At 66.1% G+C, this 22242-nt stretch carries 18 protein-coding genes and 1 pseudogene; 14 read left to right on the top strand and 5 right to left on the bottom strand.

Features of this window, described 5'->3' with window-relative positions; translation table 11 throughout:
• The first annotated feature begins 71 nt into the window (after positions 1 to 71).
• Positions 72 to 1253 carry a DHH family phosphoesterase gene (locus EH209_RS12975; protein WP_126663289.1) on the top strand — a complete coding sequence of 394 codons (1182 nt, stop codon included), beginning with the start codon at positions 72 to 74 and terminating at the stop codon, positions 1251 to 1253.
• 247 nt (positions 1254 to 1500) lie between these two features.
• Here EH209_RS12975 and glmM read toward each other — a convergent pair whose 3' ends face one another.
• Positions 1501 to 2841 (bottom strand): phosphoglucosamine mutase, encoded by a 1341-nt coding sequence (gene glmM / locus EH209_RS12970; protein ID WP_126663288.1) that lies wholly within the window; start codon positions 2839 to 2841, stop codon positions 1501 to 1503.
• 174 nt (positions 2842 to 3015) lie between these two features.
• Here glmM and EH209_RS12965 point away from each other — a divergent pair, with 174 nt between their 5' ends.
• The 6 genes from EH209_RS12965 to EH209_RS12940 all read left to right on the top strand — a co-directional run bounded on the left by EH209_RS12965 (position 3016) and on the right by EH209_RS12940 (position 10913).
• Complete coding sequence (locus tag EH209_RS12965) at positions 3016 to 3324, top strand: transcription factor S (RefSeq protein ID WP_126663287.1); 309 nt, start codon at positions 3016 to 3018, stop codon at positions 3322 to 3324.
• Positions 3325 to 3451: 127 nt separating this feature from the next.
• The gene (locus tag EH209_RS12960) at positions 3452 to 3763 is read left to right on the top strand and encodes a DUF7518 family protein (protein ID WP_008896587.1); all 312 of its coding nucleotides are present in this window, start codon (positions 3452 to 3454) and stop codon (positions 3761 to 3763) included.
• Positions 3764 to 3846: 83 nt separating this feature from the next.
• Complete coding sequence (gene smc / locus EH209_RS12955) at positions 3847 to 7437, top strand: chromosome segregation protein SMC (protein ID WP_126663286.1); 3591 nt, start codon at positions 3847 to 3849, stop codon at positions 7435 to 7437.
• Positions 7430 to 8572: a segregation and condensation protein A gene (locus EH209_RS12950; RefSeq protein ID WP_126663285.1), complete on the top strand. Its 1143-nt coding sequence runs from the start codon at positions 7430 to 7432 to the stop codon at positions 8570 to 8572. The genes smc and EH209_RS12950 overlap by 8 nt, the downstream gene beginning before the upstream one ends.
• Before the next feature lie 77 nt (positions 8573 to 8649).
• Positions 8650 to 9366 (top strand): hypothetical protein, encoded by a 717-nt coding sequence (locus EH209_RS12945; RefSeq protein ID WP_211338359.1) that lies wholly within the window; start codon positions 8650 to 8652, stop codon positions 9364 to 9366.
• 101 nt (positions 9367 to 9467) lie between these two features.
• Entirely contained in the window at positions 9468 to 10913 is a 1446-nt protein-coding gene (locus EH209_RS12940) for an MATE family efflux transporter (RefSeq protein ID WP_126663284.1), read from the top strand.
• Positions 10914 to 10948: 35 nt separating this feature from the next.
• Here EH209_RS12940 and EH209_RS12935 read toward each other — a convergent pair whose 3' ends face one another.
• Positions 10949 to 11674: a sporulation protein gene (locus EH209_RS12935; RefSeq protein WP_126663283.1), complete on the bottom strand. Its 726-nt coding sequence runs from the start codon at positions 11672 to 11674 to the stop codon at positions 10949 to 10951.
• A gap of 268 nt (positions 11675 to 11942) precedes the next feature.
• On the opposite strand from EH209_RS12935, the gene EH209_RS12930 reads away from it, so the two are divergent.
• The gene (locus EH209_RS12930) at positions 11943 to 12131 is read left to right on the top strand and encodes a hypothetical protein (RefSeq protein ID WP_126663282.1); all 189 of its coding nucleotides are present in this window, start codon (positions 11943 to 11945) and stop codon (positions 12129 to 12131) included.
• A 143-nt stretch (positions 12132 to 12274) separates the two neighbouring features.
• A pseudogene (locus EH209_RS12925) lies at positions 12275 to 12900 on the top strand (class I SAM-dependent methyltransferase).
• A gap of 18 nt (positions 12901 to 12918) precedes the next feature.
• On the opposite strand, the gene EH209_RS12920 reads toward EH209_RS12925, so the two are convergent.
• Together EH209_RS12920 and EH209_RS12915 are read right to left on the bottom strand one after the other, a co-directional pair.
• Positions 12919 to 13617, bottom strand: a complete 699-nt coding sequence (locus EH209_RS12920) for a phosphoribosyltransferase (RefSeq protein ID WP_126663281.1) — start codon at positions 13615 to 13617, stop codon at positions 12919 to 12921.
• Positions 13618 to 13738: 121 nt separating this feature from the next.
• Complete coding sequence (locus EH209_RS12915) at positions 13739 to 14032, bottom strand: HalOD1 output domain-containing protein (protein WP_126663280.1); 294 nt, start codon at positions 14030 to 14032, stop codon at positions 13739 to 13741.
• Positions 14033 to 14299: 267 nt separating this feature from the next.
• On the opposite strand from EH209_RS12915, the gene thiC reads away from it, so the two are divergent.
• The 3 genes from thiC to EH209_RS12900 all read left to right on the top strand — a co-directional run bounded on the left by thiC (position 14300) and on the right by EH209_RS12900 (position 18268).
• Positions 14300 to 15742, top strand: a complete 1443-nt coding sequence (gene thiC, locus EH209_RS12910; protein ID WP_126663279.1) for a phosphomethylpyrimidine synthase ThiC — start codon at positions 14300 to 14302, stop codon at positions 15740 to 15742.
• A gap of 94 nt (positions 15743 to 15836) precedes the next feature.
• Positions 15837 to 17264 carry an alpha/beta hydrolase family protein gene (locus EH209_RS12905; RefSeq protein ID WP_126663278.1) on the top strand — a complete coding sequence of 476 codons (1428 nt, stop codon included), beginning with the start codon at positions 15837 to 15839 and terminating at the stop codon, positions 17262 to 17264.
• Positions 17265 to 17368: 104 nt separating this feature from the next.
• Positions 17369 to 18268 (top strand): PhzF family phenazine biosynthesis protein, encoded by a 900-nt coding sequence (locus EH209_RS12900; protein WP_126663277.1) that lies wholly within the window; start codon positions 17369 to 17371, stop codon positions 18266 to 18268.
• Positions 18269 to 18361: 93 nt separating this feature from the next.
• Here the strand turns inward: EH209_RS12900 and EH209_RS12895 are convergent, their stop codons facing one another.
• The gene (locus EH209_RS12895) at positions 18362 to 19084 is read right to left on the bottom strand and encodes a helix-turn-helix domain-containing protein (protein WP_126663276.1); all 723 of its coding nucleotides are present in this window, start codon (positions 19082 to 19084) and stop codon (positions 18362 to 18364) included.
• Between the two features lie 180 nt (positions 19085 to 19264).
• Here EH209_RS12895 and EH209_RS12890 point away from each other — a divergent pair, with 180 nt between their 5' ends.
• Both EH209_RS12890 and EH209_RS12885 read left to right on the top strand, forming a co-directional pair.
• Entirely contained in the window at positions 19265 to 20122 is an 858-nt protein-coding gene (locus EH209_RS12890) for an SDR family NAD(P)-dependent oxidoreductase (protein ID WP_126663275.1), read from the top strand.
• A 2-nt stretch (positions 20123 to 20124) separates the two neighbouring features.
• Complete coding sequence (locus EH209_RS12885; RefSeq protein WP_126663274.1) at positions 20125 to 22200, top strand: AMP-binding protein; 2076 nt, start codon at positions 20125 to 20127, stop codon at positions 22198 to 22200.
• The last annotated feature ends 42 nt before the right edge of the window (positions 22201 to 22242 follow it).

Below are 22242 nucleotides of genomic sequence, written 5' to 3'. Positions count from 1 at the left end.
CTCGCCTCGAGACCGATCGATTCGGGTCGTCGAGGGGGAAATTTCTTGTCGATTCGATTTAATGGTGACGTATGATCGTTCGGAACGGCTCGGCCAGCGGCGCGTTTCGCCGGTCGAGCGCAGCGCTGGTCGGGCCGCTCCGCGAGTTCCTCGAGTCCCTCGAGCCGCTGATGCTCTCGCTGTTCGTGGTGGCGACCGTCGCGGTCGTCGTCGGCGGCTGGTGGGTCGTCAGCTGGTTCCGGCGGCCGCCGGGCGTTCGCTTCCAGCGGCTGCTGGGGGAGTACGACCACGTCGCGGTGGTGATGCACCCGAACCCGGATCCCGACGCCATGTCCTGTGCGATGGGCGTCGCCCGGATCGCCGAGACCGTCGATACCGAGGCGACGCTGCAGTACGCCGGCGAGATTCGTCACCAGGAAAACCGGGCGTTCCGGACCGTCCTCGATCTGGACCTCGAGGCCATCGAGGCGAGTTCGCAACTGGCCGCCGACGCCGTCGTCCTCGTCGATCACAACACGCCCCGCGGGTTCGCGGGCTCCCAGACCGTCGAACCGATCGCGGTCGTCGACCACCACCCCGGCAACGGCGCGGGGACGGAGTTCACCGACGTCCGGACGGAGTACGGCGCCGCCTCGACCATCGTCGTCGAGTATCTGGACGAACTCGGCGCGTCGATGAACGGCGGGGACGGCCTCGAGATCTCGCCGGAGCTGGCGACCGGGCTGCTCTACGGCATCCAGTCGGATACGAAGCACCTGACAAACGGCTGCTCGCGGGCGGAGTTCGACGCCTGCGCTGCGCTGTTCGACGCCATCGACGAGGACCTGCTCGATCGGGTCGCCAACCCCCAGGTCAGCGACGACGTCCTGCAGGTCAAGGCGACGGCAATCACGGAGAAACGCGTCGAGGGCCCCTTCGCCGTCTGCGACGTCGGCGAGATCTCGAACGTCGACGCGATCCCCCAGGCCGCGGACGAACTGATGCAGTTAGAGGGCGTGACGGCGGTCGTCGTCTATGGCGAGTACGACGGGACGATCCACCTCTCGGGGCGCTCCCGGGACGATCGGGTTCACATGGGCGAGACGCTCCGCCACGCAATCAGCGACATTCCGATGGCGAACGCGGGCGGCCACGCCCGGATGGGCGGCGGCCAGGTCTCGGTCGATCACATGGACGGAATCAGCCCCTCAGACGGCATCTCGAGGAACGAGTTCGAGGAACGGCTGTTCTCGGCGATGTCCGGCGAACGGTAGCCAATAGTCGACGAGCGGAGACTCGAGAGTCGGTTCTTCTCCAGCGGTGTGTGACTCCTGGCAACGGGGGTTTCCACTTCCTCCCCAGCCGATTCGTTCGCTCGCTATGCTCACTCACTCATCCCTCGCGCGGTAGTGGCGATCGATCCTCACTCGCGTTCGGATACGATCGACAGCGCACGCCGCTGCACAGGTATCTCGTCAGTTCAGCGCACGGCGTGACGACGTCTCTGCCGTGTGAAGTCCCTCATTCGGCGGGCGCTACGTCCGATTCCTCGTTCGCCTCGAGGACGATTTCGCGGGCGTCCTCGAACAGCGCCTCGACGCGCTCGTCGTCGCGGGCTTCGGCGGTGATACGGACGACGGGTTCGGTGCCGCTGGGGCGGACGAGCGTCCAGCCGTCGCCGTGATCGATGCGGACCCCGTCGAGGGCGTCGATCTCGTCGTAGCGCTCGCGGACGGTCGATTCGACGGTTTCCATGACCCGTTCCTTGTCGTCGACTTCGATCGAAGTCCGGCGGATGGGGTAGGTCTCGAGGTCGTCGACCAGATTCGCGAGCGAGCCCTCGTCGGCGGCCATCGCCGCGAGTTTGGCGGCCGCCAGCGGGCCGTCCGGAGAGAGCGTCTCGTCGGGCCAGATCCACGCGCCGCTGGGTTCGCCGCCGAAGACGACGTCGGGTTCGGTCGCCCGCTCGGCGACGTAGACGTCGCCGACGGCGGTGCGGGTCACCGAGGCGCCGACGTCCGCGAGCGCGTCGTCGACGGCGAGGCTCGTGTCCACGGGCGCGGCAACCCGGTCGCCGGTGCCGACCGCCTCGCGGGCGAACAGCGCGAGCAGGAGGTCCTTCGGGACGAACCGGCCGCGTTCGTCGACGGCCACCATCCGGTCGCCGTCGCCGTCGTGGGCCACGCCCAGATCGGCGTCGGTCGCGCCGACGAGTTCCTGGAGATCCCCGAGTGTCTCCTCGTTGGGTTCGCTGGGCCGCCCCGGGAACCGGCCGTCCTGCTGGGCGTTTAAGGTGCGGACCGACGCGCCCAACTCGAGGAGGGCATCGGCGGTCACGCTCCCGGCGCCGTTGCCGACGTCGACGACGACGTCCACCCCGTCGAGGTCGTCGACGCGGTCCGCGATCGCCTCGACGTGACGCTCGAGCAGTCCGTCGTCCCGGCTTCGGCTCCCGAGTCCGTCCCAGGCCGCGAGGTCGTACCGGTCGGTCTCGACGCGGCTCGCGATGGTCTCGCGGCGCTCGGTGTCGAAGGCCTGGCCGGAGGGCGACCAGAGTTTGATGCCGTTGTCCGTGGCCGGGTTGTGCGAGGCCGTAATCACGACGCCCGCGTCGGCCTCGAGCCAGTCGACACCGCGGGCGACCGTCGGCGTTGGCGCGACGCCCACTTCGATGACGTCGCCGCCGCACTCGCGGACGCCGGCGGTCAGCGCGTCGACCAGAACCGTCCCGCTCTCGCGGACGTCGCGACCGACGATGACGCGTTCGTACCCCTCTGTAGCGAGCGCACGGCCGACGGACAGCGCCAGTTCGGCCGTCACCTCGTCGCCCACCGCACCCCTGATACCGCTCGTTCCGAACATACCCGAGCGTATCACAACCGGCTATATAAAAACAGGAATCCCGTCTGGCCGCGTGTGAGAATGTGTATCCCGATCCCGTAACTCGAGGAAAACCGACGGCCGTGACGCCGACGCGACGGCCGGGGGAACGGAACGGGTGGCTTAAGTCGCTCGGCCGACGTATCCCGGACAACGATGGAATTTTGTGACGAATGCGGTTCGATGATGAAAGCCGACGACGGCCTCTGGGAGTGCGGGAGTTGCGGCTACACGGAGCCGAAAGGCGACGCGGATCAGTACGTCGTGACCGACAGCCAGGAGGCCAGCGAGATCATCGAGTCCTCCGGCGAGACCTCGCTGCCCGAGACTGACGCCCACTGTCCCGAATGCGGCAACGACCGCGCCCACTGGTACATGCAACAGATCCGCTCAGCCGACGAGTCCGAGACGCGATTCTTCATCTGTACCGAATGCGAGCACAAGTGGCGCGAAGACGATAACTGAGCGCCGGCGGCTGCCCCGGCGTCGTCGGCTCGTTACGCGGCCCGACGGTCGCGAGCGTTCGGAAGTTGCCAGAACAACTAGTATTGTCTGACGTACGTTTATGTGTCCAGACAGACCCCTAGAGGGTATGCCGAACAACCGCGTCGAAGAGCTTGAATCGACGGTTGCGGAACTCGAGTCGACAGTGGAGGGACTGACGGACGAACTGATCGAAGCCAAGGAGCGCATTCGCGTTCTCGAGGCCGAACTCGACGCCGAGACGCCGACGCGCGTTCCCAATCGGCGCGCCACCGAGGGCGACAGCGAACCGGACGCCGACGTGACCGCGGAGGCCGAACCGGACGAGGTCGCCGAGGCCGCAGCCGACGCCGAGGCAGACGACGAGACGACGACCGACGAAGCGGAAGACTCAGGTAGCGACGATATTATTGTCGCATAACCGCGTGGTCACGGCTCGGTCGCACCGATATCGCGGCCGCAGCGACCACGATTCCCCGCAGGGATGGAGGGCGCGCTAAGAGAATGTATATCAAGGCACTCGTTCTGGACAATTTCAAGAGCTTCGGCCGAAAGACGAAAATTCCGTTCTACGAGGATTTTACGGTTATCACGGGCCCGAACGGCTCGGGCAAGTCGAACATCATCGACGCCGTCCTCTTCGCGCTCGGACTGGCCCGCACCCGCGGGATTCGGGCGGAGAAGCTAACCGATCTCATCTACAATCCCGGGCACGACGACAGCGATAACTCTGGCGGCCCACGGGAGGCGACCGTCGAGGTCATCCTCGATAATTCCGACGAGACGCTCACCCGGTCGCAGGTCGTCAACGCCGCCGGCAGCGAGGACGTCGGCGACGTCGACGAGATCCGCATCCGCCGCCGGGTCAAGGAGACCGAGGACAACTACTACTCCTACTACTACCTCAACGATCGCGCGGTCAACCTCTCGGACATTCAGGACCTCCTCGCGCAGGCGGGGGTCACGCCGGAGGGGTACAACGTCGTCATGCAGGGCGACGTCACCGAGATCATCAACATGACGCCCCACGCTCGCCGGGAGATCATCGACGAGATCGCGGGCGTCGCCGAGTTCGACGCGAAGAAGGAGGACGCCTTCGAGGAACTCGAGATCGTCGAGGAACGCATCGACGAGGCCGAGTTGCGGATCGAGGAGAAGCGCGACCGCTTAGACCAGCTCGCCGACGAGCGCCGGCAGGCCATGCGCTACCGCCGCCTGCGCCGCGAGAAGGAGGAGTACGAGGGCTACAAGAAGGCCAGCGAACTCGAGGAGAAACGCGACGAACTCGCCGACGCCGAGGAGACGGCCGCCGAACTCGAGGACGAACTCGAGGACCTCCAGCGCGAACTCGACGAGCGCCAGGGGACGGTCGTCCGCCTCCAGGAAGATCTGGAGGATCTCAACGCGGAAATCGAGCGCAAGGGCGAGGACGAACAGCTCCGGATCAAAAGCGAAATCGAGGAGATCAAAGGCGAGATTTCCCGATTCGAGGACAAGATCGAGGCCAGCGAGGCGGCCATCGAGGAGGCCGAATCGAACCGCCGCGAGGCGTTCGTCGAGATCGACCGCAAGCAGGAACAGATCGACGACCTCGAGGACGAGATGCGCGAACACAAACTCGAGAAGGCCTCGCTCAAGAGCGAGATTCAGGAACGGGAGACCGAACGCGACGAACTCGAGGCCGAGATCGAGGCCGTCGACACCGAGTTCGACGAGTTGAAGGCCGAACTCGCCGAGCGCAAGGAGGAACTCGAGGAAGCGAAGATCGAGAAGAACGATCTCCAGCGCGAGCAGGACCGCCTGCTCGACGAGGCCCGCCGCCGCTCGACCGAAATCGAGGAGAAGGAGGCGGCGATCGAGGACAAACGCGAGGAGATCCCCGAGATCGAGAGCAAGCGCAACGACCTCGAGCGGGAACTCGAGAAGGCCGAGAAGAACCGCGAGAACATCGCCGGGGTCGTCGACGACCTCAAAAGCGAGAAACGCCGCATCCAGTCCGACGTCGACGAACTGGACGACGAGATTCAGGCCAAACAGCAGGAGTACGCCGAACTCGAGGCGAACGCGGGCGAGAGCGGCGATACCTCCTTCGGCCGCGCGGTGACGACGATCCTCAACGCGGGGATCAACGGCGTCCACGGCGCCGTCGCTCAGCTGGGGTCGGTGCCGGGCGAGTACGCCGTCGCCTGCGAGACCGCGGCCGGCGGGCGCCTCGCAAACGTGGTCGTCGACGACGACGTCGTCGGCCAGCAGTGTATCGACCACCTCAAGTCCCGCAACGCGGGGCGGGCGACCTTCCTCCCGTTGACGGACATGAGCCAGCGCCGACTCCCCAACGCACCGAGCGATCCGGGCGTCGTCGACTTCGCGTACAACCTCGTCGACTTCGACGACCAGTTCGCCGGCGTCTTCTCGTACGTACTCGGCGACACCCTCGTGGTCGAGGACTTAGAGACCGCGCGCTCGTACATGGGCGACTACCGCATGGTCACCCTCGACGGCGACTTAGTCGAGAAGAGCGGCGCGATGACCGGCGGCTCCGGTAGCGGCTCGCGCTACTCCTTTACCGGCGGCGGCGAGGGCCAGCTCGAGCGCGTCGCCAAGCAGATCACCGACCTCCAGGAGGAGCGCGAGTCCCTCCGCGAGGAGCTGCGGGGCGTCGAGGAGCGGCTGGACGACGCCCGCGACCGCAAGACCGACGCGACCGAGGAGGTGCGCTCGATCGAGAACGAACGCGAGAACCTCGCGGAGAAGCGCGAAACCATCGAGGCCGAGATCGAGGCCCTCGAGGACGACCTCGACGAACTGGAGGACGAACGCGAGTCCGTCGACGAGCGGATGACCGAAATCTCCGGAGAGATCGAGGAGAAGACCGCCGCGGTCGAGGAGATCGAGGCCGACATCGAGGATCTCGAGACGGAGCTCGAGGACTCGAAGATCCCCGAACTCACCGCTCAGATCGAGGCCCTCGAGGCCGAGATCGACGACCGCGAGGACCAGATCGCCGACCTCGACAGCAAGCTCAACGAGCTGAGCTTGGAGAAGGAGTACGCCGAGGACGCCATCGAGGACCGCCACGACGAGATCGAGGCGGCCCAGAACCGCAAGGCCGAACACGAGGAGCAGATCGAGGAGTTCGAAGAGCAGATCGAAGCGAAAGAAGCGAAGCTCGAGGAAAAACGCGAGGCCGTCGCGGAGTTAGAGGATGAGCTCACCGAACTCAAGGAAGAGCGCAGCGAACTCAAGGACGAACTCGCCGACGCGCGGGCCGAACGCGACCAGCAACAGGATCGGGTCAACGCCGTCGAGAGCAAACTCGAGGACTGTCGTAACCGCGTCGACGACCTCGAGTGGGAGATCGAGAGCCTCGAGTCGGAGGTCGGCGACTACGACCCCGAGGACGTCCCCGACCACGAGACCGTCCTCGAGATGATCGACCTCCTGCAAGCGGACATGGAGGCGATGGAGCCGGTGAACATGCTCGCGATCGACGAGTACGACGAGGTTCGCAGCGACCTCGAGGAACTCGAGGACGCGAGGGCGACGCTGGTCGAGGAAGCGGAGGGGATCCGCGACCGGATCGAGCAGTACGAGACCCAGAAGAAGGCGACGTTCATGGACTCTTACGACGAGATCGCCGCGCAGTTTACCGAGATCTTCGAGAAGCTCTCGGAGGGGACCGGCACGCTGCACCTAGAGAACGAGGCGGACCCCTTCGACGGCGGGCTGACGATGAAGGCCCAGCCGGGCGACAAGCCCATTCAGCGACTGGACGCGATGTCCGGCGGCGAGAAGTCACTGACTGCGCTGGCCTTCATCTTCGCGATCCAGCGACACAACCCGGCACCGTTCTACGCCCTGGACGAGGTCGACGCCTTCCTCGACGCCGTCAACGCCGAGCGCATCGGCGAGATGGTCGACGAACTCGCCGACGAGGCCCAGTTCGTCGTCGTCTCTCACCGCTCGGCGATGCTCGACCGCTCCGAGCGGGCAATCGGCGTCACGATGCAACAGGACAACGTCAGCGCCGTCACCGGGATCGATCTGAGCGACGGCGGGGACGCCGGCAGTGAGGAGGTGCCGGTAAGTGACTAGGGAGTCGCGAAGCGACTCCGAAGAAGACTCGCAAGCCGCCGGTCGAGACGAGTTCTATACGGATGGGGGGCAGGACGACATCCCCTTGAATATCACCGGACACGAGGAGAGGGAGCCGCCGTCAGGCGGCTCCGAACAGTCGAGCGGTGACCGGAGGGAACCGGGAGACCGCGAGCGGCCCGGCGACTCGAGTGCGGATGCTGCCCCTCGAGACGCCGACGCCGAGTCGTCGGTCCTCGAGTTCTCGGAGGACGAAACGGCGGACGCCGAGGCTGAGGCTGAGGCCGACGCCGATGCGGACGAAGAGGGCGATGACGCGGATGACGAAGTCGAACCCGTCGAGTTGCTGGTGCAACTCGCCAAGGAGGGCGAGATCGACCCGTGGGACATCGACGTCGTGCGGGTGACGGACAAGTTCCTCGAGGCGCTGGACGACGCCGACCTGCGAACCTCGGGGCGGGCGCTGTTCTACGCGAGCGTCCTCCTGCGGATGAAAAGCGACGAACTGTTTGCCACCAACGAGCCCGAGGAGGAGGAACTGCCGCCGTGGGAGGCACCCTTCGCCGACGAGGGAGCGATGGAGCCCGAGGGCGACGACAGCGGCGCGCATCCGCCGGGGTTCGACCCTGTCGAGAGCCTCGAGGCGGAGATGGAACGGCGTCTCGAGCGCAAACAGGCCCGCGGCAAGCCGGAGACGCTGGACGAACTCGTCCGGGAACTGCGGTCGGCCGAGCGCGACTCCTGGTGGAAGGAATCGCGCAGTTACGACACGAGCGAGTCGCCCCAGGGGTACGACCGGGGCGTCCAGGAACTCGACTACCACGCCAACGACGACTTCCGGGTCGACGACGAGCCGACCAGCGACGACGTCACCCACACGACCCACGAGGAGGACATCGAGGCCGTCATCGACGACGTCGAGGCCGAACTCGAGGCCCAGTACGAGGCGGGCCGCGAGGAGGTGCTGTACGCCGAAATCGAGGCCGTCGGCGGGACGCGCGTGATGACCTACCTGGCGCTGCTCTTTCTCGCCCACCGCGGCCGGATCCGCCTCGAACAGGACGAACTGTTCGGCGACCTCTGGATCCAGAACGCCGCCGCGGAGACGGACGCGAACGAAGCGATCGCCGACTGAGTCCGCCTCGCCGCTCGTGACACCGCAGTGATTGATTGCCACAAACGTTTACCAGTCGCTGTCCGAACGTCGAGTCGATGGAACGGCCCGACGACGCAGTGATTCGCATCCACGTCGAGATATTCGCGCTGATACGGCGGCTGCTCCCTGTCGCGATCCTCGTCGGTTCGTTCGCCGGACCGATGGTCGTCGCCGAACCGCACGTTGCGGTCTGGATCTCGGCGGTCCTGTTCTGCGTGAGTCTGTTCGTCCTCTGGACGCTCGAGGGGCTCCCGCTGTATCCGGCCCACACGTTCGGGCTCGAGTACCGCTTCGAGGATCGTCCGCTCGAGTCCGGGACCCAGCGCTGCGTCCATTGCGAGCGCGTCATCGACGACGGCGTGCACCGCCGCTACGCCCGGCAAGTCGTCGTTCTGGGCGTCCCGTTCTACACGCTCGCGTGGGGCAGCAACGACATCTGTCGGGACTGTCTCGGTATCGGGGCAGGCGCGGGGCGCGCTCCCGGGTGGACCCAGCAACCGGACGCCGGCCGCGCCCATCGCACGGTCGGCGACGCCGGACGAGAATCCGGACACGGACCGGCGTCGGGAGACGACTCGGTGACGGTCGAGGCCACCGCGTCGCGGGCGGACTCGACGTCGACCAACGGCACCGCGACGGCCGGCGAGACCGACCCGAACGACTGGCGGCGCGACGACGCCGGCCCCGGAACCGAAATCGCCCGGCGCGTCGATCTGAACGACCGGACGGCCGCGCTCGAGGTCAAACGCGCCTTCGAGGACGGCCGGCCGTAAGTCGGAGCGGGCGCGAGAGCGACCGACGGATCGACGTAGATAGTGCCCGAAGGTATCATACCTCGCGAATGATAAAGTAACTCGAAAGGTTGTTGTGAGGTATGTCTTCCGGCCCGGGACCGGACACGAGCAACCTCACTGACGGGTCGCTCGTCCGGCCGATGTTCGAACTGGCGTGGCCGCTCGTGGTCATCCAGTTGCTGCAGGTCACCTACAACGTCGGCGACACCTTCTGGCTCGGCGCGCTTTCGCCCGACGCCGTCGGCGCGGTGAGCCTCGCCTTTCCGCTCCTCTTTCTGGTGATCTCCGTCGGTGGCGGCTTCACGACCGCGGGCTCGATCCTGCTCGCCCAGCACACCGGCGCCGAGAGCGGCGAGGGCGGTCTGATCGCCGGCCAGACGATCTCGTTTATCTCGCTCGTCGCGGTCATGCTCGGCATCATCGGCTTCCTCGCGACGGACTCGATGCTCGCCGCGTTGCCCGCCGACCCGGAGACCCAGGCAGCGATTATCCCGCTGGCCGCCGACTACCTGCGGATCTTCTTCCTCGGGATCCCCTTCGTGTTCGGCTTCTTCGTCTTCGCCGCGCTCATGCGGGGGTACGGAAACACCCGCGCTCCGATGCGGGTGATGGTCGTCAGCGTCTTGCTCAACCTCGTCATCGATCCGCTGTTGATCTTCGGCGTCGGACCCTTCCCCAACCTCGGGATCGCCGGCGCGGCCGTCGCGACCGTCCTCTCGCGTGGGCTGGCGACGGCCATCGGCTTCTACCTGCTGTACTTCGGCGACGTCGGCCCCGAGATCCGCCCGGAACATCTCCGGCCCCGGCTCGAGTACGTCACGGAAATCGTCCGTCTGGGCGTCCCGACGGCCTTAGAGCAATCGATGTCGGCGCTGGCGCTGGTCGCGATGACGGCGATGGTCGTCACCTTCCAGCCGGCGGTCGTCGCGGCCTACGGGCTGGGCAACCGGCTGATCTCGCTGGCCTTCTTGCCGGCGATGGGGATGGGGCAGGCGACGGACTCGATCGTCGGCCAGAATCTGGGCGCGGGGAAGGGCGACCGCGCCGAGAGAGCGACGCGGATCGCCGGCGGCACCATCGCGGGGATCATGGCCGTCGCGGCGCTGCTGGCCGCGCTCTTCCCGGAACCGTTCGTCTCGGTGTTCGTGACTGCCGAGGAGGCGGGTCGCGCGGAGACGATCGCCTACGGGTCTACCTACCTCCGGTTCGCCGCGGGCGGCTTCGTCTTCATGGGCGTCATGCAGGTCGTGCTGGGCGCCTTCCGGGGCGCAGGCAACACGAAGACCGCGCTGGCCTTCTCCGTGCTGGGGCTGTGGCTCGTCCGTGTGCCCGTGACCTACGCCCTGCTGTTCGTCGCCGAGTGGGGGCCGCGGGGGATCTGGACCGGCGTCGTCGCCGGCGACATCGTCGGCGCTATCGCCGCCGTCGCGTGGTTCTCGCGGGGCACGTGGAAGGGATCGCTGATCGACGAGAACGAACCGGACGAGGCGGCGGACGGGACGGGACGAGCGACCGACGCCGAGTGAGCGCTCGAGCGGTTCGCGCTCGGCGCTACGGTGCCTCAGAGATTGCGCTCGATTGTCGAGCGCAGCCGGCGTTCGAGGTCGGTCGTCGTCGCGTCGAGCGAGAGGCGCTCGTGGCTCTCGTCGGCGTCGAAGTGTTCGGTCAGCAGGCCGCCACGGCGGTCGACCTCAACCAGCAGGTCGAAGCTGTCGCCCTCCGGCAGCGGAACGATCTCGAGTTCGTCGAGTTCGCCGGCGAACGGACCCGATCGGGGAACGAACTCGAACTCCTGGACGAACCGGTGGTTCGAGAACAGCGACTCGCTGGCCTCGCAGTTTGCGGTCCGGAGCGTAAACCCGAGCGACTCGACGGCGTCGAACAGCGTTCGGCGGAGCGGATCCGGCTCGATTTCGACGGGATCGGTGTCGTCCGGATCGATGGCCCAGTCGATGTCGAGGCCGGTGTCGAGCCAGACCTCCGTCTTCCCCATCGTCACGGGCGTGTGGTAGGGCACGTCGATCAATACGGAGAACGACCTGTCCTCGTCGGGTTCGATCGTGAACGGATCCGCGATGCGGAACGAATCGATCGTCCCCGTCCGCGCGCTCTCGTCGGTCTCGTAGCGCGTCTCGAGTGCGAAGTAGATGCCGTCGACTTCCTGCGTGTCGTTTCCGCCGGTGACATCGACGCGCGCGTCGACGGTTTCGCCCGCCGTAAGCGTCGTCGGAAGGATCGTATCGACCGTTGCAGCCCCGATACCGAGGCTCGAGAGGATGCGTTTCATACGCCGACTACGTCACAGCCGATTGATATCTACTTTCTCATCACGACGCGTCTCGCAGCGGCGACCGCGCTCGCGCCGGGCGCCGCCACATCGGTCGCGTCGGGACGATCATCACCCGTCGTGATCTATCGTCGAACGGTAACTAGATAATCGGGAGGGGGATCGCGGACGAGAGCCAAATCCCCCACTTCTGGTGACAAGCCAATGTGTCTGTATGCCAAACCCTTTTGGAAAACGGCTCAAGCAATCACGCGGTGAACGGGTGAATATGCTCACGAACAGGGAGCCGACCGAGACCGACGGCCTGAAACAGTTCCTGGTGCAGTGTGAGGGCTGTTCGTTCGAACACGCGGCCGACGACCGCGACGAAGCGATGGCGATCGGCACCGACCACCAACAGGAGACGCGACACGAGGTCGTCGCCCTCGAGGTGCCGCCGGCGCTCCGACGGGCGTAGGCGGCGTCAGGACTGCGACCAACTGATCGACGCTCGGTCGCGGTTTCGGGACCGCAGCGAACGGCGGTGAGGGTGTCTCGAGGGACGCGTCCGTCGGCGTCCGGCACGACGATTGAAGAGGGAGGACTCGGAATCCCTCGTCGATGGTCGACAAGGACGTCGTCCGCCGAGGATACGACGAACTGGCGGAAACGTACGCCGCCGAACGGTCAGAGGCGGATCGCGAACGGGCGGCCCTCGAGGCGTTTTTCGGATCGCTGCCGGCGTCACCGACGGTTCTCGACGCCGGCTGCGGACGTGGGACGCCAGTTCTGCGGCGGAGAAGCGAGGACGGCGCCGCGGCAGCGATCGGCGTCGATTTCTCTCGGGAGCAACTCGAACTGGCAGCGGCGAACGCACCGACGGCGTCGCTCGTTCGGGGGGACTTGACGGATCTGCCCGTTCGCGACGGGACTTTCGATGCTGTAACAGCGCTTCATTCCCTGATTCACGTGCCGCTCGACGAGCACCTAACGGTCCTCGAGGAGTTCGCGCGGGTCCTCCAACCCGGCGGGCGGGTGCTGGTCTCCGAGGGCTAGAGGAGTGGCGCGGCGAGAACCCGGACTGGCTCGAGACCGGGGTCGAAATGCAGTGGCACGTGGCCGGCGCGGCGGCAACGCGAACGCAGTTGCGCGAAACGGGGTTCGAAATCGTCGACGAGCGAGGAGTCTCCGGGACGCTCCGCGAGGACGAACGCTGGGTGTACATCGCGGGGCGACTCGAAAAGTAGGCGGACTCGACAGCTCGCTCAGTCGGCGGCCAGCGTCCACTCGCCCGGGCCGGCCGACTCGAGAACGTCGCGTCGCTCCATCTCGGTCAGCACCTCGGGGATGCGGTCGGGTTGGGCGATCTCCATCTCGATGCGGTCGACCCCGTGGAACTCGGCGAGGTAGTGGCGGATCTCCTCCTGGGTGAACGACTCCTGATCGGCCTGCTCCATGACGCTGGAAACGAGGTCGACCATGTCCTCGATGAAGTTCCAGGGGTAGACGATCCAGGTCCACTCCGCTAAGTGTTCGCCGGCGTAGTCGGGCTGGTACTCGCTGGTGCCGAGCAACTGCAGCGTCGCAGTGCGGACCTCGCCGGCGTCGCGGTCGGTGACGTACTCGTAGGCGCGCTCGATGGAGCCGCCGGTGTCGGCGATGTCGTCAATGATCAGCACGTCCTTCCCCTCGACGCTGCCCTTGGGCATCGGGTATCGAACGGACGGCTCGTCGCTCTTCTCGGCGGCCCCGACGTAGTGTTCCATCTTCAGGCTCGTCAGATCGTCCAGTCCGAGGAAATCACAGAGACACCGACCCGCGAACCAGCCGCCCCGGGCCAGCGCGACGACGACATCCGGGTCGAACTCGTCGTCGCGGACCTCGTCGCTGACGTCGCGACAGAGGCCGTAGATGTACTCCCAGGTAGTGATCGTACAGTCGAAGTCGTCCGGTAAGTCGGACATCGTGTTTCAGGACGTACCACGGATCAACGCCGCTTAAACGATGCGTATTCGGACGATTCGCGCCGGTCGTTAGCACGCGCCTCGAGGACTGTTCCCCCCGGACAGACCGCTAGTCGGCCGATTACTCGAGCGAGACCGTGACGGCCCGCCCGCCGTCGACGGTAACGTCGAACCCGTTGTAGGAAAACGAAATGCGCCGCGTCGATCCCGGTTGCGACGATTCGAACATCGCGTCGAGCGCGTCGGGTTCGATCGCGTTGTACAGCGGCGGGAGCGCCGTGGGGTCGGTTTCCGACGCGGATGCGACGGCATCGACCACGGCGAGCGACGGTGCCTTCTCTGGCGAAAAGACGTACGTCTGCTCGTTCGTCGAACTGTTCCCCCCGATCTCGTTTCGATGGTGTTCCGTCGCCATGAATTGCCTTGGCGAGAAGGCCACATCGTACTATAAAAAACCACGTGAATCTGGATTAACTATAACTATCGTTCATCGCCATCTCAGCGTCGCTATCTGACAGTTAGCTTTTCGGACTGCTGCGATCGGTCGGACGAATGGCCGACGTAGCGGCAGGAAGTCCCCCGTATCGTGCCGGACGGCGACTCCCGTCGCCTCACTGGTCGTGTTCGAACGGACGTTCCCAGCGCAAGCGCTATATAACTCGATGATACAACCTAGTTATCGATGGCGCGAACCCAGATCGAAGCCGCCCGCGAGGGGACGGTCACCGACGCGATGGAACGAGTCGCCGAGCGCGAGAACCGGGACCCGGCGTTCGTCCGGAAGCAGGTCGCTGACGGACAGGCAGTGATCCCGGCGAACGTCAACCACGAGTCGCTCGACCCGATGATCATCGGCCGCGAGTTCGCGACGAAGGTCAACGCGAACATCGGTAACAGCGAGGAGACCAGCGACCTCGAGACGGAACTCGAGAAGCTCCACACCGCGGTCCACTACGGCGCGGACACGGTGATGGACCTCGGTACCGGAAGCGATCTCGACGAGATTCGCGAGACTCACATCGAACACTCGCCAGTGCCGCTCGGAACGGTGCCGCTGTACGAAGCCGTCAAGCGAGCCGGCGGGCCCGAGGAACTTACCAAAGACCTGCTGCTCGAGGTCATCGAGAAACAGGCCGAGCAGGGCGTCGATTACATGACGATCCACGCCGGCATCCTCGCCGAACACCTGCCGCTGACCGACGGCCGCAAGACGGGGATCGTCTCGCGGGGCGGGTCGATCATGGCCTCGTGGATGGAGACCCACGGCGAACAGAACCCGCTCTTTCAGGTGTACGACGAGATCTGCGAGATCTTCGCCGAACACGACGTCACCTTCAGCCTCGGAGACAGCCTTCGTCCGGGCTGTCTGGCCGACGCCTGCGACGAGGCCCAGTACGCCGAACTCGACACGCTCGGCGAACTCACCCGCCGCGCCTGGAAGTACGACGTCCAGGTGATGGTCGAGGGGCCGGGTCACGTCCCCATGCACAAGGTCGCCGAGAACGTCGAGCGCCAACAGGAGGTTTGCGACGGCGCTCCCTTCTACGTCCTCGGTCCGCTGGTGACCGACATCGCGCCGGGCTACGACCACATCACGAGCGCCATCGGCGCCGCGATGGCGTCCCAGGCTGGCGCCGCGATGCTCTGTTACGTCACGCCCAAAGAGCACCTCGGCCTCCCCGACGAGGAGGACGTCCGCGACGGCCTCGCGGCCTACCGGATCGCGGCCCACGCGGGCGACGTCGGCAACGAGCGGCCCGGCGCGCGCGACTGGGACGACGCCCTCTCGGAAGCCCGCTACGAGTTCGACTGGCGCGAGCAGTTCGGTCTCGCGCTCGATCCCGACCGCGCCCGCGAGTACCACGACCAGACCCTCCCCGGTGACAACTACAAGGAGGCCCGCTTCTGCTCGATGTGCGGTGTCGAGTTCTGTTCGATGCGGATCGATCAGGACGCCCGTGAGGACGGGGAGATGGAGTCGCTGACGAACGACGAGGACGGCGGCACCGACCTCGAGGCCTCGCCGGCCGCCGAGGTCAACCGGCCGCCCGTGGGGACCCACGAATCCGGCGAGTTGCCGTCGGTCGACGACGGCGAGCGGGTCGAACAGCCGGGCGACGACTGAGTCGACGTCGGGCGGTGAGGGCGGGGACCGGATGCCGAATCCTAACCGGGAAGTGATTACATTTATTAATTCATTTTCTGTAATAACATTAGATATGACAAGATTGGGGCGACGGCAGCTACTGTCGGCGGTCTCGACGACAACGGTCGCCGCGCTGGCCGGCTGTTCGGATTTACTGGACGAGGAGAGGGAACCGGACAGCGAGGAATCGACCGACGAGAACGAATCGCCCGACGAACCCGAGGCCGAGAAAACGGACGATTCGTCCCCGGAAACGCCAGCAGCGTTCGCACGGCAGTTCGTCGAGAAACTGGCGGCCGACCGGTTCGAGGAGGCGAGCAACCTGACCCCCACTGCCGGTCCGATACCTGCCGGAAATCTCGAGCGGGTCTGGATGGGGTATACGGCCGTCCACGGTGAGTTCGAGGAAATTACGGCGGTCGGCGAGGCCGCCGACCTCGAACCGGGACAGACGCGGGCATTCGGCGACGCCGCTGTCATCGACGTGACGATGACGTTCGAGCGCGGCGAGGACGGTCTGCTGGTCGGCGTCAAAGACGACGCCGTCGCGGTGGTCGACTTCCCCGTCGAGTACGAACGGCCGACGTACGTCGACCCCGACTCGTTCGCGACGGAGTCCGTGACCGTCCCGGCCGAGGGCTGTCACCTCGACGGTATCGCGACCGTCCCGACGGAGGCGACCGGCAGCGACGACGTTCCGGGCGTCGTGCTCGTCCACGGCTCGACCCCAACCGACAAGAACTACCAGAACGGCAGCACCCAGCTGTTTCGCGATCTGGCGGAGGGCCTCGCGAGCTGCGGCATCGCGGTCCTCCGATACGACAAGCGAACGTACAGCTGCATCCCGGATCTCGCGGATCGGTCGCTCGATCGCACCATCGTCGACGACGCGCTGGTCGCCGTCGACCAGCTTCGCGCGCTCGAGGGCGTCGACGCCGATCGGATCGTCGTCGTGGGCCACAGCCTGGGCGGGATGGCCGCGCCCCGGATCGCCGCGCGGGACGGGTCCCTCGCCGGGGCCGTCGGGCTGGCTGCGCCCGCGCGACCGCTGTACGACGTCTTCCTCGAGCAGTACGAACACCGGCTCTCCGTCGGCGAACACGACTGGGAGCAACTGAACACCCAATACGATCGGATGCAGGAGGACGCCGAACGCATCCGCAACGGCGAGTATCAGGCCGACGAAGTCGTCGCCGAGTATCCCGGCGCGCTCTGGCAGAGCCTCGAGGACTACGATCACGTCGACACGGCTCGTGACGTCGACGTCCCCCTCCGCTTCCTGCAGGGCCGTCGCGATTTCCAGGTCTCGCCCGAGAACGACTTCGAGCTGTGGCGCACCGAACTCGAGGACCGGCCGGCGACGACCTTCGAGAGCTACGACGGACTCGACCACCTGTTCATGTCAGGCGAGGGGCCGTCCGTTCCCTACGAAACGATGGTGCGTAACAACGTCGAAGAGGCGATGATCGACGACCTCGTCGCCTGGATCGACGGGAGATAGACCGAGGCCGATTCCTGGACGGCGGCGGACGCTCGAGCGACCGCGCGTCGGATCGGGCGTCAGATGACCGAGGATTGATACGGCGTTCGGCCCACCACCGTCGTATGGACACGATTCGAACCCTGCAGGTCGACGCCTTCACGGACGAGCCGCTGGCCGGGAATCCGGCCGGCGTCGTCCCCGACGCGGACGGGCTCTCGGACGACCAGATGCAGTCGATTGCCGCCGAACTGGCCGTCAGCGAGACGGCGTTTCTCCGCCCCAGCGAGACGGCCGACTACCGAATTCGCTACTTCACGCCGACCCAGGAAGTCGATCTCTGTGGCCACGCGACGATCGGTTCGTTCGCCCACCTCCGCGACGAGGGCCTCGAGGCCGGCACCTACGCGCTCGAGACGAACGTCGGGGAACTCGAGATCGAGGTCGACGCGGACGGAACGGTCTGGATGACCCAGGACGAGCCCCGCATCCGCGAGGTCGACATCGGCTACGAACGGGTCGCCGACGCGTTGGGCGTCGATGCGGCCGCCCTCGAAGGGGCGAGCGACGACATCCCGCTGGCGGTCTCCTCGACCGGCCTCCCCTTCCTGATCGCGCCGATCACGTACCTCTCGGACCTCGGGAGCGCCGAGCCCGATATGCGGGCGATCGAGGAGCTGACGGAAGAAGTGGACGCGACCGGAATCTACCTCTTCACGTTCGACGCGCTCGGCCGGGAATCGACCCTGCACGGTCGGATGTTCGCGCCCGGGGCCGGCGTGCCCGAGGACCCCGTCACCGGCACCGCCAGCGGCGCGGTCGGCGCCTACCTCGACCGCTTCGGCGCGTTCGACGACGACTTCCCCGAGGAACTGCGCCTCGAGCAGGGTCACTACGTCGACCGCCCAGGGCAGGTCCGCGTTCGGATCGGCGAGGACGTCCGCGTCGGCGGTCGCGGCGTGACGGTCCTTGACGGCTCGCTGGTCGTCCCCGAGGACGAAGACGACGACATCCTCGAGGCCTGAACGGAGCGGAAGCCGATCGTCGAATCTCTCGCGACCGACGGTCATCGCCGCACCCGCGCTGCACTCTCGCGACCGACGTTCGACGGACCGGAGTCAGCGCGTCTGCGTCACCATCTCGTCCATGTTCTCGAGCGCTGACAGCGCTGCCTGCAGGACCTTGCGTTCGCTCCGGCGGAGGTTCATCGAGACGGCCGTCTTCGAGATGTCGAAGTGATTCGAGAGTTCCTCGAGGGTCGTCGCCCGGGGCGTCTCGTAGTAGCCCTCCCGGGCAGCCGTCTCGAAGGTTTCGCGTTCGGTCTCGGTCAGCGACCGACAGCCCTCGAGCAGGCGGAGCGCGCTGTCGGAGTTCTCCAGCAGATCGAACAGTTCCGTCGGGCCGAACTGGTCGCGGTCCGCGACGGTGTAGTCGTTGTGGCGCTCGAGTTCGGCTAACGCGTGATCTTCGTCGGCGTCGTCGTCGAAGCCGACGTGCCACCGTTCGTGGCCGTCCTCGATGTGGAAGGGGCCGGTGATGTAGCCGCCGTTGCGCTGGATCGTCCGCATCGCGTTGGTCTCCTCGATCGTCGTCCCGATCTCGGCGACGTTCTCCCGCTTCGAGAGGATGTAACACTCCCGCATGTTCGGGTGGTCCCGAAGCGTGTGGAGGCCGTCCTCGAGGGCGCCCATTGACTCCCCCCGCGCGATGAGCCGGGTCTCGAGTTGCTCGTCGTCGGTGTCCAGTTGCCACTGGACGGCCGAGAAGGCGATCTCGACATCGTCGGTCGTATCGATGAACGGACAGTCGTACTGGCGCATGTCGATATCGAGATCGATCATTCCTAGCGAGTGAACCACATACAGCGTATTAATATCTTCACCCGTTCGCGAGCGCGATCCGCTCGAAATCGGAGATTACCGATCGAAACCGGTAACGTCGCGTCAGTCGGCGCGCCGTCCGGACGCCCGTTGATATGTTAACGCGCGTCTTTTAGCGCGTTCCGAGGGTAGCCATACGAAATGTCACAGGACCAGGTGACGCCACCGACCGTGACCGCCGAGGAGATTCACCGGATCGACGACGACGCCTTTACCGACCGCAACGTCTGTCTCGTGACCGGCGCCGGGTCGGGGATCGGTCGCGCGACCGCGCTCGCCGCCGCCGGGAACGGGCTCACCGTCGCGGCGACGGACATCGACGAGGACGGCCTCGCCGGGACCGTCGATCGGGGCGAGGAACTCGGCCTCGAGGGCGAGATCACGTCGATCGTCGGCGATCTGACCGAGGACGACGACTTAGAGCAGATCGTCGACGAGGCGGCCGAACTGGGCGATATCAAGTACCTCGCCAACGTCGCCGGGATGCAACACATCGACTCGATCGAGAACTTCCCGATGGAGACCTACGACACGATGCACCGTATCATGCTCCGGGCGCCGCTGTACCTCTCGAAGCTCTGCATCCCCCACTTCCGGGAGACCGAGGACGGCCAGGGCTGCGTGGGCAACATGGGCTCGGTCCACGGCCACTACGTCACCAGCGACAAGGTCGGTTACAACGTCTCGAAGTTCGGTCTACGCGGGCTCACCCAGTCGATCGCCGCCGAGGGCGAGGGGGAGATCCGCGCCTACTCGATCAGCACGGGCTACGTGAAGACGCCGCTGGTGACCGACCAGCTTGAGGACACCGCCGAGCAGCGCGGGATCTCGGTCGACGAGGTGATCGAGGACGTCATGCTCGGCCAGTCCCGCGTCAAGGAGATGATGGAACCGATCGACGTCGCCAACCTCTTCCTGCTGGGCTTCTCGGATCTCGGCCGGCACTTGGACGGCGGCGACCTATTGTTTGATGGTGGCATGACCCTTACGTACGAGTAACAATGTCCGACGTAACAGATCCGGCACTCGAGGACGTCGACGAGGTCGTCCACGACCCCAGCCGGGAGTTCGTCGAGTCGACGAACGTCTATGACTTCATGGAGACGTACGGGATCGACGACTACGACGAGCTCATCGAGCGGACGACGAGCGAGGTCGACGGCGAACCCGAGAGCGGCGTCGACTGGTTCTGGGACGAACTCGTCGACTACCTCGGGATCGAGTTCTACGAGGAGTACGACGAGGTGAGAGACGACGGCGAGGCGCGAAGCGCCTCGGAAGCGAGCGGTGAAACCGCGAGCCGCGGTGGTCCGCAGTTCACCGACTGGTACCCCGGCGGCGAGATCAATATCGCCCACAACGTCCTCGACCGTCACGCCGCCGTCGACGAGGAGCGACGCAACAAAGTGGCGACGATCTGGGAGGGCGAGGACGGCGAGATTCGGGAGGTGACCTACCACGAACTGCGCCGGCAGTCGAACAAGGTGGCCAACGCCCTCGAGCAGCGGGGCATCGAGACCGGCGACACCGTCGGCCTCTACATGCCGATGGTGCCCGAGGTCGTCTCGATCCTCTACGGCTGTTTCAAGGTGGGCGCGATCGCGGTGCCCATCTTCTCGGGCTTCGGCGTCGACGCGGCCGCGACCCGGATCGCGGACTCGGAGTGCTCGGTGCTCTTCACGGGCGACGGCTTCTATCGGCGCGGCGATCCCGTCTTCCTCAAGTCCGCCGCCGACGAGGCAATCGAGAAGGCCGGGTACGTCGAGCACACGATCGTCTTCGATCGGTTGGGATCCAGCGACCGCCAAAACGAACACGAGATCCCCTGGAGCGACGACCGGGACGAGTGGTGGGACGACGCCGTCGGGACGGCCGACGACGAGTACGAGACGAAGGCGCTCGACTCGAGTCAGGAGTCGATGCTCCTCTATTCGTCAGGGACGACGGGCAAGCCAAAAGGGATCGTCCACACCCACGCGGGCGTGCAGGTCCAGTGCGCCAAGGAGGTCTACTTCGGGATGGACCTCAAGCCCGCCGACCGGTTCTTCTGGGTCTCGGACATCGGCTGGATGATGGGGCCGTGGACGCTCATCGGCACCCACACCTTCGGCGGCACCGTCTTCGTGTACGAGGGCGCGCCCGACCACCCCGAACCCGACCGCTTCTGGGAGATGATCGACCGCCACAAGTTGACGCAGTTCGGCATCTCGCCGACCGCGATCCGGGCGCTACGGAAGCACGGGGACGAGTGGCTCGAGGGGCACGACCTCTCGTCGCTCCGGCTGTTGGGGTCGACGGGCGAGCCGTGGGACCCCGAATCGTGGCGCTGGTTCTACGAGAACGTCGGCGGCGGCGAGGCGCCGATCATCAACATCTCCGGCGGCACCGAAATCTGCGGCTGCTTCTTGATGCCGATGCCGACCCAGCCACTGAAGCCTTGCACGCTGGGCGGACCCGGGCTGGGAATGGACATCGATATCGTCGATCGGGACGGGAATTCCGTCAGGGAGGACAACCAGCGGGGGTTCCTCGTCGCGCGTGACTCCTGTCCCTCAATGACGAAGTCGCTGTGGTCGGGCGACGAGCGGTACCTGAACGAGTACTGGTCGACCTTCGAGGATCCGCCGATGTGGAACCACGGCGACTGGGCACAGAAGGACGAGGACGGCTTCTGGTTCCTCCATGGCCGGGCCGACGACGCGCTGAACGTCGCCGGCCGCAAAGTCGGCCCCGCCGAAGTCGAGGGGGCGCTCATCGACCACGAGGCCGTCAACCAGGCCGCCGCCATCGGCGCCCCCGACGAGACGACTGGGACGGCGGTCGTCACCTACGTCATCCTCGAGGACGGCCGGGAGGAATCGGACGATCTCAAGGCGGAACTGCGTGCGCAGGTCGGCGAGGAGCTGGGCAAACCGTTCCGTCCGCGCGAGATCCTGTTCGTCGACGACCTCCCGAAGACCCAGTCGGGCAAGATCATCCGCCGGGCCATCGAGGCCACCTACACCGGCGAGGATCTCGGCGACATGAGTAGCATCGAGAACCCCGAGGCGCTCGAGGAACTCCAGGAAGCGAGGTAGTCGGAACCGAATCGAGCCGAACCGTCGACGAGCCACCGACGA

The organism is Haloterrigena salifodinae (assembly GCF_003977755.1).
Classification (GTDB): domain Archaea; phylum Halobacteriota; class Halobacteria; order Halobacteriales; family Natrialbaceae; genus Haloterrigena; species Haloterrigena salifodinae.
Note: the sequence above shows the minus strand (reverse complement) of the source record. Positions and strands in the feature narration are given on the sequence as shown.

Excerpts from the sequence above, each read along its gene's own strand:
- EH209_RS12900 (WP_126663277.1), top strand. The coding sequence starts at position 17,369 with ATGGACACGATTCGAACCCTGCAGGTCGACGCCTTCACGGACGAGCCG.
- smc (WP_126663286.1), top strand. The coding sequence starts at position 3,847 with ATGTATATCAAGGCACTCGTTCTGGACAATTTCAAGAGCTTCGGCCGA.
- EH209_RS12890 (WP_126663275.1), top strand. The coding sequence starts at position 19,265 with ATGTCACAGGACCAGGTGACGCCACCGACCGTGACCGCCGAGGAGATT.
- EH209_RS12885 (WP_126663274.1), top strand. The coding sequence starts at position 20,125 with ATGTCCGACGTAACAGATCCGGCACTCGAGGACGTCGACGAGGTCGTC.
- EH209_RS12945 (WP_211338359.1), top strand. The coding sequence starts at position 8,650 with ATGGAACGGCCCGACGACGCAGTGATTCGCATCCACGTCGAGATATTC.
- thiC (WP_126663279.1), top strand. The coding sequence starts at position 14,300 with ATGGCGCGAACCCAGATCGAAGCCGCCCGCGAGGGGACGGTCACCGAC.
- EH209_RS12905 (WP_126663278.1), top strand. The coding sequence starts at position 15,837 with ATGACAAGATTGGGGCGACGGCAGCTACTGTCGGCGGTCTCGACGACA.
- EH209_RS12935 (WP_126663283.1), bottom strand. The coding sequence starts at position 11,674 with ATGAAACGCATCCTCTCGAGCCTCGGTATCGGGGCTGCAACGGTCGAT.
- glmM (WP_126663288.1), bottom strand. The coding sequence starts at position 2,841 with ATGTTCGGAACGAGCGGTATCAGGGGTGCGGTGGGCGACGAGGTGACG.
- EH209_RS12940 (WP_126663284.1), top strand. The coding sequence starts at position 9,468 with ATGTCTTCCGGCCCGGGACCGGACACGAGCAACCTCACTGACGGGTCG.
- EH209_RS12920 (WP_126663281.1), bottom strand. The coding sequence starts at position 13,617 with ATGTCCGACTTACCGGACGACTTCGACTGTACGATCACTACCTGGGAG.
- EH209_RS12965 (WP_126663287.1), top strand. The coding sequence starts at position 3,016 with ATGGAATTTTGTGACGAATGCGGTTCGATGATGAAAGCCGACGACGGC.
- EH209_RS12975 (WP_126663289.1), top strand. The coding sequence starts at position 72 with ATGATCGTTCGGAACGGCTCGGCCAGCGGCGCGTTTCGCCGGTCGAGC.
- EH209_RS12895 (WP_126663276.1), bottom strand. The coding sequence starts at position 19,084 with ATGATCGATCTCGATATCGACATGCGCCAGTACGACTGTCCGTTCATC.
- EH209_RS12915 (WP_126663280.1), bottom strand. The coding sequence starts at position 14,032 with ATGGCGACGGAACACCATCGAAACGAGATCGGGGGGAACAGTTCGACG.
- EH209_RS12960 (WP_008896587.1), top strand. The coding sequence starts at position 3,452 with ATGCCGAACAACCGCGTCGAAGAGCTTGAATCGACGGTTGCGGAACTC.
- EH209_RS12930 (WP_126663282.1), top strand. The coding sequence starts at position 11,943 with ATGCTCACGAACAGGGAGCCGACCGAGACCGACGGCCTGAAACAGTTC.